At 40.5% G+C, this 15,596-nt stretch carries 13 protein-coding genes; 9 read left to right on the top strand and 4 right to left on the bottom strand.

Going from position 1 to position 15,596, the window contains the following annotated elements:
- The first annotated feature begins 67 nt into the window (after window positions 1-67).
- Window positions 68-1,729, top strand: a complete 1,662-nt coding sequence (locus MCBB_RS08415; protein WP_071907344.1) for a PAS domain-containing protein — start codon at window positions 68-70, stop codon at window positions 1,727-1,729.
- A 68-nt stretch (window positions 1,730-1,797) separates the two neighbouring features.
- Here MCBB_RS08415 and MCBB_RS08410 read toward each other — a convergent pair whose 3' ends face one another.
- The gene (locus tag MCBB_RS08410; protein ID WP_071907343.1) at window positions 1,798-2,478 is read right to left on the bottom strand and encodes a class I SAM-dependent methyltransferase; all 681 of its coding nucleotides are present in this window, start codon (window positions 2,476-2,478) and stop codon (window positions 1,798-1,800) included.
- Window positions 2,479-2,676: 198 nt separating this feature from the next.
- Between MCBB_RS08410 and MCBB_RS08405 the strand changes: the two genes are divergently transcribed.
- Window positions 2,677-3,135 carry a dCTP deaminase gene (locus tag MCBB_RS08405; RefSeq protein WP_071907342.1) on the top strand — a complete coding sequence of 153 codons (459 nt, stop codon included), beginning with the start codon at window positions 2,677-2,679 and terminating at the stop codon, window positions 3,133-3,135.
- Window positions 3,136-3,282: 147 nt separating this feature from the next.
- Here the strand turns inward: MCBB_RS08405 and acs are convergent, their stop codons facing one another.
- Entirely contained in the window at window positions 3,283-5,235 is a 1,953-nt protein-coding gene (gene acs / locus MCBB_RS08400; RefSeq protein ID WP_071907341.1) for an acetate--CoA ligase, read from the bottom strand.
- A gap of 142 nt (window positions 5,236-5,377) precedes the next feature.
- On the opposite strand from acs, the gene MCBB_RS08395 reads away from it, so the two are divergent.
- Together MCBB_RS08395 and MCBB_RS08390 are read left to right on the top strand one after the other, a co-directional pair.
- Window positions 5,378-7,027 carry a thiamine pyrophosphate-binding protein gene (locus MCBB_RS08395; RefSeq protein WP_071907340.1) on the top strand — a complete coding sequence of 550 codons (1,650 nt, stop codon included), beginning with the start codon at window positions 5,378-5,380 and terminating at the stop codon, window positions 7,025-7,027.
- The gene (locus tag MCBB_RS08390) at window positions 7,024-8,382 is read left to right on the top strand and encodes a B12-binding domain-containing radical SAM protein (RefSeq protein WP_071907339.1); all 1,359 of its coding nucleotides are present in this window, start codon (window positions 7,024-7,026) and stop codon (window positions 8,380-8,382) included. The genes MCBB_RS08395 and MCBB_RS08390 overlap by 4 nt, the downstream gene beginning before the upstream one ends.
- A 261-nt stretch (window positions 8,383-8,643) precedes the next feature.
- Here the strand turns inward: MCBB_RS08390 and MCBB_RS08385 are convergent, their stop codons facing one another.
- Window positions 8,644-9,801 (bottom strand): pyridoxal-phosphate-dependent aminotransferase family protein, encoded by a 1,158-nt coding sequence (locus MCBB_RS08385; RefSeq protein WP_071907338.1) that lies wholly within the window; start codon window positions 9,799-9,801, stop codon window positions 8,644-8,646.
- Window positions 9,802-9,859: 58 nt separating this feature from the next.
- Here MCBB_RS08385 and MCBB_RS08380 point away from each other — a divergent pair, with 58 nt between their 5' ends.
- Window positions 9,860-10,612, top strand: coding sequence for a 6-hydroxymethylpterin diphosphokinase MptE-like protein (locus MCBB_RS08380; protein ID WP_071907337.1), 753 nt, complete (start codon window positions 9,860-9,862; stop codon window positions 10,610-10,612).
- 164 nt (window positions 10,613-10,776) lie between these two features.
- Entirely contained in the window at window positions 10,777-11,910 is a 1,134-nt protein-coding gene (locus MCBB_RS08375) for an ORC1-type DNA replication protein (protein WP_071907336.1), read from the top strand.
- A gap of 1 nt (window position 11,911) precedes the next feature.
- Here MCBB_RS08375 and MCBB_RS08370 read toward each other — a convergent pair whose 3' ends face one another.
- Window positions 11,912-12,097, bottom strand: coding sequence for a hypothetical protein (locus tag MCBB_RS08370; protein ID WP_071907335.1), 186 nt, complete (start codon window positions 12,095-12,097; stop codon window positions 11,912-11,914).
- A gap of 263 nt (window positions 12,098-12,360) precedes the next feature.
- Here MCBB_RS08370 and MCBB_RS08365 point away from each other — a divergent pair, with 263 nt between their 5' ends.
- From MCBB_RS08365 to mtnP, 3 genes are all read left to right on the top strand, one after another.
- Entirely contained in the window at window positions 12,361-12,834 is a 474-nt protein-coding gene (locus MCBB_RS08365; protein WP_084789920.1) for an archease, read from the top strand.
- Between the two features lie 183 nt (window positions 12,835-13,017).
- Window positions 13,018-14,466, top strand: a complete 1,449-nt coding sequence (locus tag MCBB_RS08360; RefSeq protein WP_071907334.1) for an RtcB family protein — start codon at window positions 13,018-13,020, stop codon at window positions 14,464-14,466.
- A gap of 136 nt (window positions 14,467-14,602) precedes the next feature.
- Window positions 14,603-15,391 (top strand): S-methyl-5'-thioadenosine phosphorylase, encoded by a 789-nt coding sequence (mtnP, locus tag MCBB_RS08355; RefSeq protein WP_071907333.1) that lies wholly within the window; start codon window positions 14,603-14,605, stop codon window positions 15,389-15,391.
- Window positions 15,392-15,596 lie beyond the last annotated feature (205 nt).

Below are 15,596 nucleotides of genomic sequence, written 5' to 3'. Positions count from 1 at the left end.
ATATTAATTTGTACATGGAAAGTGTTATTAAAGATGGGGTTTAACATGGACTTGGGGGTGCAGTACTTTGGAAGACAGAACCATGTCTCAGGGGTATGCTAAAATGTATGGCTTGGATTTTTGTGATGAAAACAATTTTAAGTCCATCTATAGTTCGGGAATACTGGATCTTATGGATGATGCAATTATAATTCTTGATGAAAACTTCGATATAACCTACTGGAACCTTGCAGCTGAGAAGATGTACGGATGGAAGGCTGAAGAGGTGAAGGGTAAAAACATTGACATGTTATTCTGCAAGAATTTCGATGCCCAAAAGAAGAAGGACTTTCTGGATAAAATGCTTAAAAAAGGGAAATTTGATGTTGAAATAACTCATAAAACTCGGGATGGGACTGTTATAATTGTAAATTCCAGAATAATTACAATTAAATGTATGGAAACCATCCGGGGGTACGTGGTTCTTAACAATCCTACCATCATCAATGAATTCGTGGATGATGTCAAAAAAAATTACAGCATCGTAAAAACCATCTTTGAAAACACCACAGATTCAATTTACCTCAAGGATATCAATGGCCATTACATCATGATCAACAAGGCAGGGGCAGATGCATTCCGCAAAAAACCTGAAGATATAATTGGATTGGGCGACAGACAGCTTTTTCCTGAAGAAGAAGCAGCAGCAATCATTAGCTGTGACAAGGAGATAATGGAGAGTGGTAAAACCCGAACCTTCGAAGAAACCAACCACTTTCAGGGAATTTCAAGAACTTATCTCTCGACCAAGGGACCTTACAGAGATTCTGAAGGTAATATAAAAGGATTGTTTGGAATATCTAAGGATATAACTCGTATTAAAGAAGCAGAAAAGGAAAGGACATACAAAGCCTTAATGCTCAGCCAGGTGAACGATGCAGTTGTCATGATCAACAATGAAAAATGTATAACTTACTGGAATAAGGGTGCAGAACTCATATACAACCTAAAATCTGATGAGGTAATGGGAAAACCTCGAGAAGATGTATATAAATGGTCCACCATTGAATCTGAACGATCCGCCTACCATAAACTGGAAAAAAATGGATACTGGCATGGGGATAATGTTCATGTCCGCTGGGATGGTAAGAAGATCTACGCAGAAACAACCCTAAGCACGGTAACAAATGACAACAATGAAAAAATAGGCATCCTTGCAGTGATAAGGGATGTTACAGAAAGGAAGTACTTGGAGAAGAAGTTACAGAAAAGTGAGGAAAGATACAGGATAATGATTGAAAAAGCTAAATCTGGAGTTCTCCTCATTGGATCCAAGGGTAATGTAAAATATATAAACAAAAAAATGACTGAGATGTTGGGTCTCACGGCTAGAGAAGTGTTCAATCGGAGCATATTTGATTTAATAGATGATAGAACCGTAAGGGCCTTTAGAAACCATTTTAGATTGGACAAGGGAAATCCATTTGAGGTGAAATTCATAAGGAAGGATGGTTCTTATATGTGGGCTTTAGTCTCAACCAAAACCCTTTTTAAGGATAACAAAGAATATATGGGTTCTATTTTAATTGTGAATGATATAACTGCCCGTAGGGATATGGAAAAATCATTGATGGATGCAATGATTGAAAAGGATAGAAATTTTAAGTTAATAGTTGGTAACATGGCCGAAGCACTGAAACTTTTAATGAAACAGGAATACTCCGAGGATTATGATAAGGAGTACACATGAGTTTATGAAGACGTGTGTAACCTTCAAAATCCAAGCTTTAAACTCCTATTCCTACCATTTATTACCCGTTATTTTCTACCACCAAAGACAGCAAATCCATACCACTTCCATACAACATCCACATCTTTAAATCCAGATTCCTGAAGCCATTTCAGATGTTCAGCAATTGTTGCAGGAAAATCTTCCTCTTCATGTTTTGGCAGCCATTTACCTGCAACCTCATCTTCACTGAGGCTTTCAAGCATGTGCTCCGTCCATTTTGTTTCATTCAAATCCTCAAGATATTCATCTGCACCCAGAATAGTGTCTGCATTGTAAAAAACCCCACCATCACTAAGGCAATCATGAATTTTATTGTAAAGCTCTTGTTTTTCACCCTCAGATGAGAGATGATGCAGTGCAAGGGAAGAAACCACGGCATCGTAACCATCTCCGAAATCGAAGTCACGGAAATCCCCTGTGTGGTATTGGATATCAATGTAATCTGAGAGTTTGTGTTGTGCCATTTTAATCATGCTATCTGCAAGATCCACACAATTTATCCTTGCTTTTGGAAATTTATCCTTAACTGCCTTTGAAATGTTACCTGTACCGCACCCAAGATCCAGAACCTTAATTGGTTTGGAACTTTCAAAGGGAAGTGCAGATATCATAAAACTTATCATGTCCTTGTAGAAGGGTATGAGTTTCAGTATATTACTGTCAAATTCATTTGCTTCTTCTTCGAAGTGTTCTTTAACGTTGTCCATTTTTAGGACCTCCACTTAAAATTTTAGTGCATTTGTGTTGTTTTTTCAGTTGAGTTTATCTTCATGGATTTTAAGCATAACTTTACCTACACTACCATATATTATTTCAACTTGGGAATTAATAGTATGTAAAGAATCTGTAAAAAATCCCCATAAAACGTGACACCACTTTTATGAAAGAGATTAGAGGTAAATGAAATGTTAGGTGAAAAAGAACTCATAAAATTGTTTCCAGATTTCAAAGAACTTGTACAGCCCTCAGGAATCGATCTGAGGCTTGATGAAGTTTTCAAACAGATGGGCCCTGCTTCCCTTATTGACAACCAAAAGGATCTGCCTGAACTTGAGAAGCTTGAACCCCCAATTTACACATTAAAACCCAAAACAGCTTATCTTGCAACAATAGATCGTAAAATAAAAATTCCAAAGGGATGTTCAATGCTCTACCTGCCAAGATCAACGCTGCTTAGATCATTCGTGTCTGTTCACACTGCAGTTGGTGATCCAGGCTTCTATGGAACCCTTCAGTTCATGCTCTACAACTACGGAGAGTTTGACTACACCATAAAACAGGGTGAAAGAATAGCTCAGGGTGTTGTTTTTAATGTAACTGGCTCTGGAGAGTACAACGGAAGTTACCAGGAAGAAGAAAACTAAAAAAAGAAGAAGACTAAACAAATCTTTTTTTATCAATTCCCTTTTTTATCATTTTATTTTTATCATTTTAAATTTAAATTTTTAAATTAAGAGTTTTTTTAAATTAAGAGTAACGTTTTAAGAACAATTTTCATTCATTTAATCCATTCAAAATGCTTTCTTAAGTTCCGAAACAGCTTCTGGATTGGCAAGGGTACTCACATCTCCAACATCTTCTCCCCTAACAATGGCCTTTATCACTCTCCTCATTATTTTACCAGAACGCGTTTTTGGAAGGTCAGAAACAATTTTAACAGTAGAAGGACTTGCAACTGGACCAATTTCTATTTTAACATGATCCTTCAGGATATGCTGGAAGTTTTCCAGGTTTGTACTGGTTTCTTTAAGCACCACAAAGGCACATATCTCTTCACCCTTCACGGAACTTGGTTTTCCAACAACAGCAGCCTCTGCAACTGCATGGTGGCTCACAATTGATGATTCCACTTCGGCTGTGCTTATCCTGTGCCCTGCAACGTTCAGTACGTCATCCTCACGTCCCTGTATCCAGAAGTAACCATCCTCATCAAGGCGTGCAACATCCCCGCTGAGGTAAACTCCTGGAAATTTACTCCAATAAGCTTCAACGTACCTTTCAGGATCCCTGTAGAGGGTTCTAAACATGGAAGGCCATGGAGATCTTATAACAAGGTGTCCCCCACCACTCTTGAGTGACACTCCGTTGTCGTCAACCACATCTGCCTCGATGGTTGGAAATGGTTTAACTGCAGAGCCAGGTTTGAGTGTGGATATGGGTAATGGCGTTATGAGGTGCATTCCTGTCTCAGTCTGCCACCATGTATCCATTACTGGACATCTGTCTCCACCTATGTGTTTATGGTACCATATCCATGCTTCAGGGTTTATTGGTTCCCCAACACTTCCAAGAAGTCTCAGGGAACTTAGATCGTATTGGGCCGGCCATTTTTCACCGTACTTCATGAACATCCTCACCGTTGTGGGGGCCGTGTAAAGAACAGTCACGCCGTGGTCCTGCACCATCCTCCAGAACCTTCCAGGATCCGGATAATCAGGTGTTCCCTCGTAGAGCAGGGAAGTAACGCCCATGATGAGTGGTGCATAGACTATGTAACTGTGGCCTGTGATCCAGCCGATATCAGCGGCACACCACCAAATATCATTATCCTTCAGGTCAAAAACAAACTTCAAGGTTGCGTAGATTCCAACGGAATACCCTCCATGAACGTGAAGAACTCCCTTGGGCTTTCCAGTGGTTCCAGAGGTGTAAAGGATGAAGAGGGGATCTTCAGAGTCCATGACCTCTGTTTCACATTCATAATCCATTCCTTGGACTACTTCGTGCCACCATATGTCTCTTCCTTCTTCCATGGACACTTCAAGGCCTTCGTGTTCCACAACAACCACCCTCTCTATGGTGGGCGTCTGGGAGAGTATGGTGTCAACTGCTTCCTTCAATTCTATAAGTTTTCCCCTTCTTTTAAAACCATCTGCAGTGATTGCTACATTGGATCCTGCATCGTTTATTCTATCTCTGAATGCCTTTGCCCAGAACCCTGAGAAAACAACAGAGTGGGCAGCCCCGATCTTGGCACATGCAAGCATGGCTATGGGAAGTTCGGGTATCATGGGAAGGTAAATACTCACAACATCCCCTTTTTCGACTCCTAACCTTTTCAGGCCATTTGCAAAGGTGTTAACTTTCTTGTAAAGCTCCAGGTAGGTTAAGGTGCGAACCTCACCAGATTCCCCCTCCCAGATGTAGGCAGTTTTATCCTTATTTGGACCTTTAGCATGTCTGTCAAGGGCGTTGTGCACCACGTTGAACTTACCCTCTAAGAACCATTCTGCATGTGGAGGATCCCACTTAAGAACATCACTGTAGGGTGAGAACCACTCAAGTTCCCCTGCAAGTTCATCCCAGAACCATTCCGGAGATCTGGCTGCAGCTTCGATCAGTTCGCTGTAACTGGATAAACCATGGTTTTCCATCCATTTTTGGATGTTGCTTCCATCTGAAATATCTTTTGAAGGTTTGAATATCCTTTTTTCATCTAAAAGAGCATCCACTTTTCCTGGCATTTTAAACACCGCCCATTTCAGACCAGAAAATTTTTCAATTCCTACTATTACTATCTATTTTTAAACATAATAATTTAATCCACACATTCTCCATATTTAAATGGGTGGATTTAATAAAACGAACTTACAATATAAAGGATCGATGAAAAATAATGAGATGAGATGTGCAGACGCCCTTGTGGTGTTACTCGAAAAAAATGGGGTTAAACATGTTTTTGGACACCCTGGAGAACAGATACTTCCATTCTATGATGCTTTGCGCACATCCAAAGTGCAACACGTGTTAATGCGCCACGAACAGGGTGCAGCACATGCAGCAGATGGATACGCAAGATCCTCTGGAAGTATGGGGGTGTGTCTTGCAACTGCAGGCCCTGGGGCATTAAATCTTACAATGGGTGTTGCAACAGCTTACAAAGATTCTGTGCCCCTGCTGGTTATAACCGGTGATGTTCCACGAAAACTCAGGGGTAAAAACGTTTTTCAGGATATAAACACCTGTAAAGTGCTTGAACCCATAACCCTTCAAACCTTCGATGCAAAAAATCCTGAAGAAGCCATAAATGGGCTTAAAATTGCATTCAAAATATTTGAGAATGGTTTAACAGGACCCATCCATCTGAACCTGCCTAAAGATGTTCTTGAAGAACCAGTTGACCTAACATCCATTGAGGAAGATTTGAAAGAAGATGTCATGGAAAATTTCAATGTAATGTTTCCAGATGAAAAAGCAGTGTCTGCATGTGTGGCAGATGCATTTGAATTACTTGAATCTTCCAAAAGACCGCTCATACTTGCAGGTGCTGGTGTTATATGGGCAGGTGCAGTCTCAAGCCTTAGAAATTTTGCAGAGAAACACGGTATTCCTGTGGCAACAACCTACCCTGCACGCGGAGTTATGCCTGAGGATCATCCACTGTGCCTGGGAATGATGGGTACACGTGGAACCGAAGCATCCAACTTCGCAGGAAAAAACTGCGACACCCTACTAGCTTTAGGATGCAGACTATCAGAACGCACACTTCATGGAATAGGAAAAGGAAAGGTTATTCATGTTAATACAGATGATAGCGTGCTGAAGGGTGATCTGAATATCCATGGAAATGTTTCAGAATTTTTAGAGGCATCCTCTACCTTAAAAATTCATGATACTGATGAATGGATTTCAAGGATACTTGAACATCCAAAGGATTACCCCGTTCAAACGGATCAAAATGATGTTCCATTGAAGCCTCAAAGGGCTGTTAAAGAGATCATGGATGCATCATATGATTTAAATGCATCTGGAAATTTAATCATGGTCAACGACGCAGGAACCCACACAACATGGGTAACCCTTCTTAAAAAGGTCAAAGAACCTGGAACACTCCTATTTTCAGGAGGTTTCGGACCAATGGGTTATGGAGTTCCAGCAGCAGTTGGTGCAGCATTTGCAAATCCACATAAAACTGTGGTCGTGGTTGTGGGGGATGGAGGATTCCAGATGACTCTTCAGGAACTTGCAACCATCTCCCAGCACAATTTAAAGGTAGTGATATGTATAATAAACAACAGTTCACTTGGAATAATAAAACAGTGGCAGAAACTCCACTACGAAGGACTTTACGAGGTTGAACTTGAAAATCCAGACTTCTTAGAGATTGCAAAGGCCTACAGAATAGATTCCGAACGTGTGGATTCTCCAGGAGAGGTGTTCAAAGCAGTTAAAAGAGGTTTTAAGGAAATGCCCCACCTTATCGAAGTGATCGTTGATGCTGAAGAGGGAATACCACTTCCAGAGGTGATAAAATGAAGGTACTCCTTGTAAATCCTCCCTACAACTCTTCAAAGTACAGATTCATAGGACTTGTGGCCCCACCACTGGGCATAGCTTACATAGCAGCAGTACTTGAGAAAAACGGTTTTGATGTATCCATAATAGATGCTCCTGCACTTGAGATGGATCATGAAACCCTTAAAAATGAGATTTCAAAACATGCTCCGGATATAGTGGCCATAACCTCTGTAACACCAACCATATCCAGTGCACTTAAGGTTGCTAAAATTTCAAAGGAGGTATGCCCAGATGCAGTTGTTGTAATGGGAGGTTACCACCCAACCTTCACCTACAGTCATCTTTTGAAATTCGACTGTGTTGACGTGGTTGTGAGGGGTGAAGGTGAATACACAATGCTTGAACTGGTTGAGGCAATTGAAGCTGGACGTGACCTCAAGGAAGTCAGGGGAATAGCCTGTGAAAACTTCACATCACCACCAAGGGACATAATTGAGGATCTGGACACCATACCATTCCCTGCAAGACACCTCCTACCAATGGACCACTACAAGGTCCTAAACATGAAATTACCCATAGGAACACTCATATCGGGTAGGGGATGTCCATACACATGTTCATTCTGTGCATCATCAGCAATGCATGGCCACAAACTTCGCATGCGCTCATCAGATAACGTTCTGGATGAAATGGAACACCTTGTGAACGATCATTCAGCGGAAATGCTGGCCTTCATGGACGACACCTTCACCATCAGCAAGAAGAGAGTTCATGAGATATGCGACGGAAAGATTGAAAGGGGCCTGGACAATTACTGGGGAGCCACGGCACGTGTTGATAATATAAACGAGGAAATGCTCCTTAAGATGAAGAAGGCAGGTTGCATAACTCTGTTTTTAGGTGTTGAATCTGGGGATCAGCAGTCCCTTGACCAGATGAACAAAAAAACAACCGTTGAAAAGATAAAAAGGGCATTTGAACTCACAAGAAAACATGACATCAGAACGATAGCCTCTGTGGCCCTTGGAATGCCTGGAGATACACGTAAAAGCATTGAACAAACCATAAAATTTGTCAGGAACCTTAACCCCTCCTATGCAATTTTTTCACTTGCAACACCATATCCCGGTACAGATTTCTACATGAAGGTGGCTGGACGCGACCTCATTAAGACAGATGACTGGTCCAAGTACAACCTCCTGAGCCCTGTCCTTGAAACGGTTGATTGCTCAAGGGAAGAGCTTAAAAAACTCCAAAAAAAGGCATTCAGACAGTTCTACCTCAGACCCCGGTACATAGTTCAGCAGACGCTCATGGATGGGCCAATACTTCTTAAAACCATTCCTGCGATATTGAAGAGTGTTAGGATGTAATCTTACGTGGAGTATTGGATTTAAAAGTGTTATTAAATAGTAATATTGAATAAAAAACAATATTAAACGGTAATATTAAATAAACAATAAAATTAAATATTTTTATTTTTTTAAACCATTTTTTCATTCTTTTAATCTTATTGTCCTAATTACTACTTTAAAAAGAACTTCAATAAATAATTTTAAGATTCTAATTTTAAAAGTAGTAATTTAAATGGTTTCAATCATGTAAATCATAAAAAATAAAAAAGAAATTAGGGTTTAAAATGATTCACAGCCCAGATAGGTATCTGCAACTGCTGCTACTCCTTCCCCTAATGTAATGTCGAATCCAAGTTCTTTTAAGGTCATTTCAAGGGCAGACATGGTTGTTAATATTTCCCTGTGGGTTATGTTACCCATGTGACCGATTCTGAAGACGTTGCCTTTGAGGTGGTCCTGACCGCCTGCAAGTTCTATGTGGTACTTGTTACGCATTGTGCCCCTCATGTCCTTGTCTGTAACGCCTTCAGGCATTTTTATGGCTGTAACTGTGTTGGATGCTGCAGATTCCTCTGCAAAGAGTTCCAGTCCAAGGGCCTTTACACCAGCTCTTGTAGCTTTTGCAGCCATTTTGTGTCTTATAACTCTCTGCTCAAGACCTTCTTCCATTATGATATTTAAAGCTTCACGCATAGCATACATCAATGATACTGATGGTGTGTAAGGTGTTTCTGGAGGTACTTTGTCCCCGCTTTTCTTGTACTTCTTCATGTTGAGGTAGTAGGTGCTTGTCTCTGTTTTATCAACCACATTCCATGCGTCATCGCTGAGGGTGATTGCTGCCATTCCCGGTGGGGCTGCAAGACATTTCTGGGAGCCTGTAACACAAATATCAATACCATAACCATCTACAAATACATCGTCCCCTCCAAGGGATGAAACAGTGTCAACAACGTACAGAGCATCGTAATCTTTAACTACCTTACCAACTTCAGCTATTGGGTTTGCAACACCAGTTGAAGTTTCATTGTGAACAATTGTCACGGCTTTAATGTCTTCATCCTCTTCAAGGATGTATTTAACATCTTCAGGGTTTACAGCATGTCCCCATTCAACGCTAAGCTCAGTAGGACTTCCTCCATGGGCTTCGGTTATCTGCATGAACCTTTCTCCGAACTTTCCACCCACTATGTTCAGGACTTTGTCCCCTTTTTCAACTATATTTCCAACTGCTGCCTCCATTGCGGCTGTGCCAGAACCTGTTATCAAATAAGAATCATTTTCAGTCTGGAAAACCTCTGACATCATCTCGTTGGTATCCTTCAAGATTTCGCCGAACAGAGCGCTCCTATGGTTCACTATGTTCTCTGACATGGCTTTCAAGACTCTCGGGGCTACTCTGGTAGGTCCCGGTATCATCAGCAACGTCTCATACATCTAAAAAACCTCCACTTATAAGAACTTTATTTATATTTGTTTTAACAATTTGTATTGTATGAATCTTGATATATGGTTTCAATGGTATAAATGTATATTGGAGGCATTCGGTTTCGACAGGGACATGGATGAAAGATCCGCAGAAACCCTCAACAAAATCCTGGATGAAGGAACCTGCCTCAAACCCCATGAAATTCCAGTAAAAAAGAAGGTAATCATCTTTGGAGCAGGCCCATCCCTCAAGGGGAACATAAGGGAGCTTAAAAAATATGATCTATCAGATTTCACATTGATAGCTGCAGACGGTGCAACAACAGCCCTAAGAGAGGAAGGTATAATTCCAGATGTGATAGTAACGGATCTGGACGGTAGAATTGATGACATACTCCATGCAAACAGTGAAGGATCCGTGCTGCTGGTCCATGCCCATGGAAACAACCTTGAAAACATAGAAAAGTACGTTCCAGTTCTTAAGAATGTTCTTGGAACTACTCAGAGTGTTCCACTGGAGCATGTTCATAACTTCGGCGGATTCACAGATGGGGACCGCTGTCTGTTCTTTGCAGTTGAAAGAGGTGCAGAATTCATTGTACTTGCAGGTATGGACTTTGGAAAAGTCGTGACCAGGTACTCAAGGCCTGAAATAGGATCCGATGAGGGTGCAGCCGATGAGATTAAAGAACTGAAACTGAAGTATGCAAAGGAACTCGTTGAATGGGCTGCAGAGAATGAGGACATTGAAATAGTGACGATTTCTGGTGGGGAAGAGGTTAAAGGTGTTTTGAAGGTGGATTTTAAGGATATCAACTGATTTTTTTATTTTTTTCTGTAATTTTTATAAATAGTTCTATCCTCTTTTAGTATTCTTATTTTTATTAAATATTTCATATAATAAACGTGAAAATCTTTTGCAACATTTTTTTATCAGAAATTAAAACCACAATTTTTATTATTGAAGCCACAAGATAGGATACCATGGGTATACAAGACATCCTTCTTTATGATGAGACAATATTCAGGAATATAGATGCTTTTAATCCAGATTACGTTCCTGAAAATTATATTCACAGAGAATCCCAAATGGAAGCACTGGCAATATGTTTAAGACCTGCACTCAGAGGTGGAAGACCTGTAAATACAGTTGTTCTGGGTTCTCCTGCAACAGGCAAGACAACGGCCATAAACAAAATATTTGAGATGGTTGGGGAAACCTCAGATAGGGTCGTTTGTGTCTACGTTAACTGCCAGCTTCATACAACGCGTTTCAACATATTTTCCCAGATATACAACGAACTATTCGGGCACATGCCCCCTGAAACAGGTGTTCCATTCTCCAGGATATACGGAAAGATAATGAAGTACCTTCGGGATGAAGACAAAGCCATGGTTGTTGCGTTGGACGATGTGAATTACCTCTTCCACAGTAAGAATGCAAATAAAATCTTTTATGATATACTGAGGGCTCATGAAGAATTTAAGGGTGTCAGGACAGGTATATTTGCAATTCTTTCGGATATAGAATTTCGTTACATGCTGGATAAGAACGTTAACTCTGTTTTCATACCTCAGGAAGTTATTTTCGATCCCTACTCACCCAGTGAGATGCGTGACATCCTCACAGATAGAATAAAGGCAGGTTTCTATCCTGATGTGATATCCGATGAAATACTTGACATGATAGTGGATCAGGCATCATCTGCAGGTGATCTGAGGATTGGAATCGATCTTTTAAGGGTCAGTGGAAACTTTGCAGAGGCAGATGCGTCAAAAACCATAGAAGAAAAGCATGTGCTTGAAGCAATGAAAAGTACAGGATCTGTGAGTCTTAAAAGTACACTGAAAACACTGTCAGATCAGGAAAAAATGCTTCTGAAGGTTATAGCTGAGTCTGAAGAGGAGGATCTGGTTGCAGGTGACATCTACAATTCATTCAAGATACGAACCTCAACGAGTTACGCTTCCTTTGACCGTACCCTTAACAAACTCGAATTTTTAAGGTTAATAGATACTAAATTCACTGGTAAGGGTGTTAAAGGTAACTCTCGTATGGTGATCCTGAGATTTAACCCTAAAGAGATAGTTAAATGTTTAAAAAATGTTGGGACATGATCTAGACGCCTATGGGCATGTTTGAGTTGGGGTATGCAGCCACACAGAGTATACTTGCTATTAAAACAAGCATAACAAGGCATATGAACAGGCATGACCTTAAATCAAGGTAGTTCAACCCGTATTCAAGGGCATAGGATCTTTTTTTCAGGCTTGGTGTGTTATGTTTTGTGTAAATTTTCTGCATTTTTTGGTTCCTCCATTACCGATAATGATACTCGTCTTGGAACTTACTTAAAGGAAGAGATGGAGAGCGTTTGATAAGTAATCAAATCCCTGAAAAGGTTTTTTCACAGGATCCATAGAGTACTGCAAAAAATTTATATCCCAACGAAAAAATATTAATTTATAGCTTATTAATCGATACAAATCCCTATTTGAATTAAAATCAGCATAAAAAAGATTATGAGAATTTTTCATCTACTTTTAAAAGATTTAAGAGGCTAAAATGTGGAAATTGAAGATAAGGATAGACCCAACCTGCATGGATCAAGGAAATTTGAATTTTTTGATGTGACTGCAGACGTTGGTTACAGGGCATATGGAAAAACCCTTAACGAAGCATTTGAAAATGCTGCACTTGCAATGTTTGAGGTTATGACAGACACCACCCATGTGAAGCCCGAGGTTATGAAAAAAATCACCTTAGAATCAGAAGATGAAGAAGCATTGCTTTATGACTGGCTTTCAGAGCTTCTTTTCCTGCACGATTCAGAGTACCTGGTCTTCTCTAAATTCAGGGTTGAGATCAGTGATAAACTCGAAGACGGTGAGAAAGTTTTCATTCTGGAGGCTGCAGCAGAGGGCCAGGAGTTTGACCCCCATATCCATGAGAGAAGGGATGAAGTAAAGGCAGCAACATACCATATGATGGAGATACAAAAGAAAAATGGATATACTCTACAGGTCATACTAGATATATAATGAAGAGTTTCCATAGATTCATGTTACATATCTGAAGCTCATTGAATTCACAAACATTCAATTTATAAAAAAAAATTTGTTTAATAGATAAATATCTACAATGGCTTAATTAGATTTATTCAAATTTATTATTTCTTTAAAAGAAGAACTTACTAAGAATCTACTATTTTGGAGCGTTATATCATGGTCGAAGACGAAAATTTAACTAAAGTAAGAGATTGTGTATGGGAAATTTCAACTGACTACAAAAAGGGTATGAGAGTTCCAGGAAGGGTTTACCTGGATGATGAGGCAATAAAAACAGTTGAAAAGGGAGCACTTGATCAGGTGGCCAACGTTGCATGTCTGCCAGGTATCCAGAAATTTTCAATAGGCTTGCCTGACATACACTTCGGCTATGGATTCAGTATAGGTGGAGTTGGAGCTTTCAGTGCAAGAACAGGAGTCATAAGTCCTGGAGGAGTGGGTTTCGACATAAACTGTGGTGTGAGACTTGTGAGAACCAACCTCACCGAAGACGATGTCAAACCCCATATGAAGGAACTTGTAGACACACTCTTCAGAAACGTACCCTCAGGAGTTGGAAGCAAGGGTAAAATAAGGCTTAAAGAGGGAGAAATCAATGAAGTTCTTGATCACGGTGCAAGCTGGGCTGTTGAAAATGGTTACGGCTGGGATTCCGACTTGGAATACCTTGAAGAGAATGGAAGAATGGAAGAAGCAGATTCCACAAAAGTCAGTGACAAGGCCAAGAAAAGGGGAGTACCTCAGCTTGGATCCCTTGGATCAGGAAACCACTTCCTGGAAGTACAGAAAATGGATGAGATCTTCGATGAAAAAGCTGCAAAAACCTTTGGCATAGAGGAAGGTCAAATAACTATCATGATACATTCAGGTTCCAGGGGATGCGGTCACCAGATATGTTCAGATTACCTCAGAACCATGGACAAGGCCTACAAGAAGTACAAGATAGACCTGCCAGACAGACAGCTTGCATGTGCACCTGTGGATTCAGAGGAAGCACAGGATTACTTCAAGGCAATGGCAGCTGCAGCCAACTACGCCTGGACCAACAGGCAGATGATAGTTCACTGGGTAAGGGAATCCTTTGAACAGGTCTTCAAACAGGATGCAGAGGACATGAACATGGGAATAGTCTATGATGTTGCCCACAACATAGCCAAGAAGGAAACACATAAAATAAAGGGCTACGACACTGAACTTTACGTCCACAGGAAGGGAGCAACACGTGCATTCGGTCCTGGAAGAGAAGAAATCCCTTCTAAGTACAGAGGTGTTGGACAGCCGGTACTTCTACCTGGAACCATGGGAACATCATCCTACATACTCCACGGTACAGAAACCGCAATGGAAGAAACCTTCGGATCCACTGCACACGGTGCAGGACGTTTAATGAGCCGTGCAGGGGCAAAAAGAGAATTCAGGGGAGAAGAAGTTAAAAAAGTCCTTGCAGCCAAGGGAATAATTATAAAAGCTAATTCAATGCCTGTTGTAGCTGAAGAAGCCCCTGGAGCCTACAAGGATGTTGATCAGGTTGTTCAGATCGCCCATAAATCCGGAATATCCAGTTTAGTAGGTAAGATGGTGCCCCTTGGAGTTGCAAAGGGATAACTGGATGATCACAATAAAAAAATAAAGTAACTATTACTTTAACTATTCCTTTTTTAGAAACTAACATTGTAATAACTTAGAATTTAAAATAAATAGAAACTTTTCAGACTCTTCAAAATTTAATCAAGGTGCACAGATGATAGGAATAATAGGCGGTACAGGAATATACGAGATCGTTGAAATGGGTGAAGAAGTTGAAAACAAGGTCCTTCAAACACCCTACGGTGAATCACCTGAGATCTCCCTCTTCAAACTACATGGAAAAACAATTGCGTTCATGCCAAGACATGCAAAGGGCCATGCAAACCCACCACACATGATAAATTATCGGGCAAACATATATGCACTCAAGAAGATTGGGGTGGACAGTATAATAGCCACGAATGCAGTTGGGTCACTTGATCTATCCATAGGACCTGGAGATTTTGTTGTACCTGATGATTTCATGGACTTCACACGTGCAAGGAATGGAACCTTCTACGACTCAAGAACTGTACACGTGGATGTAACAGAACCGTACTGCCCCAATTTAAGACAGGCCCTGATCTCAGCAGGAAATGTTGTGGACGGAGGAGTTTACGTCTGCACTGAAGGCCCTAGATTTGAAACCCCTGCAGAGGTTAGGATGTTCCAGAAACTTGGAGGCACAGTTGTGGGAATGACAGGACTGCCTGAAGCTGTACTGGCCCGTGAACTTGAGATGTGCTACGCATCCATATGCACAGTATCCAACTATGCTGCATCAATATCACCGGGAAAACTCACCATAGATGAGGTTTTCCAGATAGTTGAGGATAAAAGGAAGGAACTAACAGCAACCATAGCAGATGCACTGGCCAAAGTACCATCCAAGAGGGATTGTGTATGCACAGAAGCATTGAACGGTGCTGAAATAGGAAATGGTGGAGATTCAGAGGATCTTTAAGTTTTTAGGGGTGCATGATTAAAATTCAGCCCCTCTGAGAAATTACTTCCAAACTTTTTTTCACACATTGATTTAAAAATTTAACAATAGTTACTTATTGAACAAATGAAAAAATAAATAACGTATAAGAATCTACATAACATACTTCAATTCACACTAACTTTTCAAAGATTGATTTACACTGATTAAACTGTCTGATTAAGCA

Source organism: Methanobacterium congolense (assembly GCF_900095295.1).
GTDB lineage: Archaea > Methanobacteriota > Methanobacteria > Methanobacteriales > Methanobacteriaceae > Methanobacterium_C > Methanobacterium_C congolense.
This window is presented reverse-complemented; position numbering and strand designations above follow the sequence as displayed.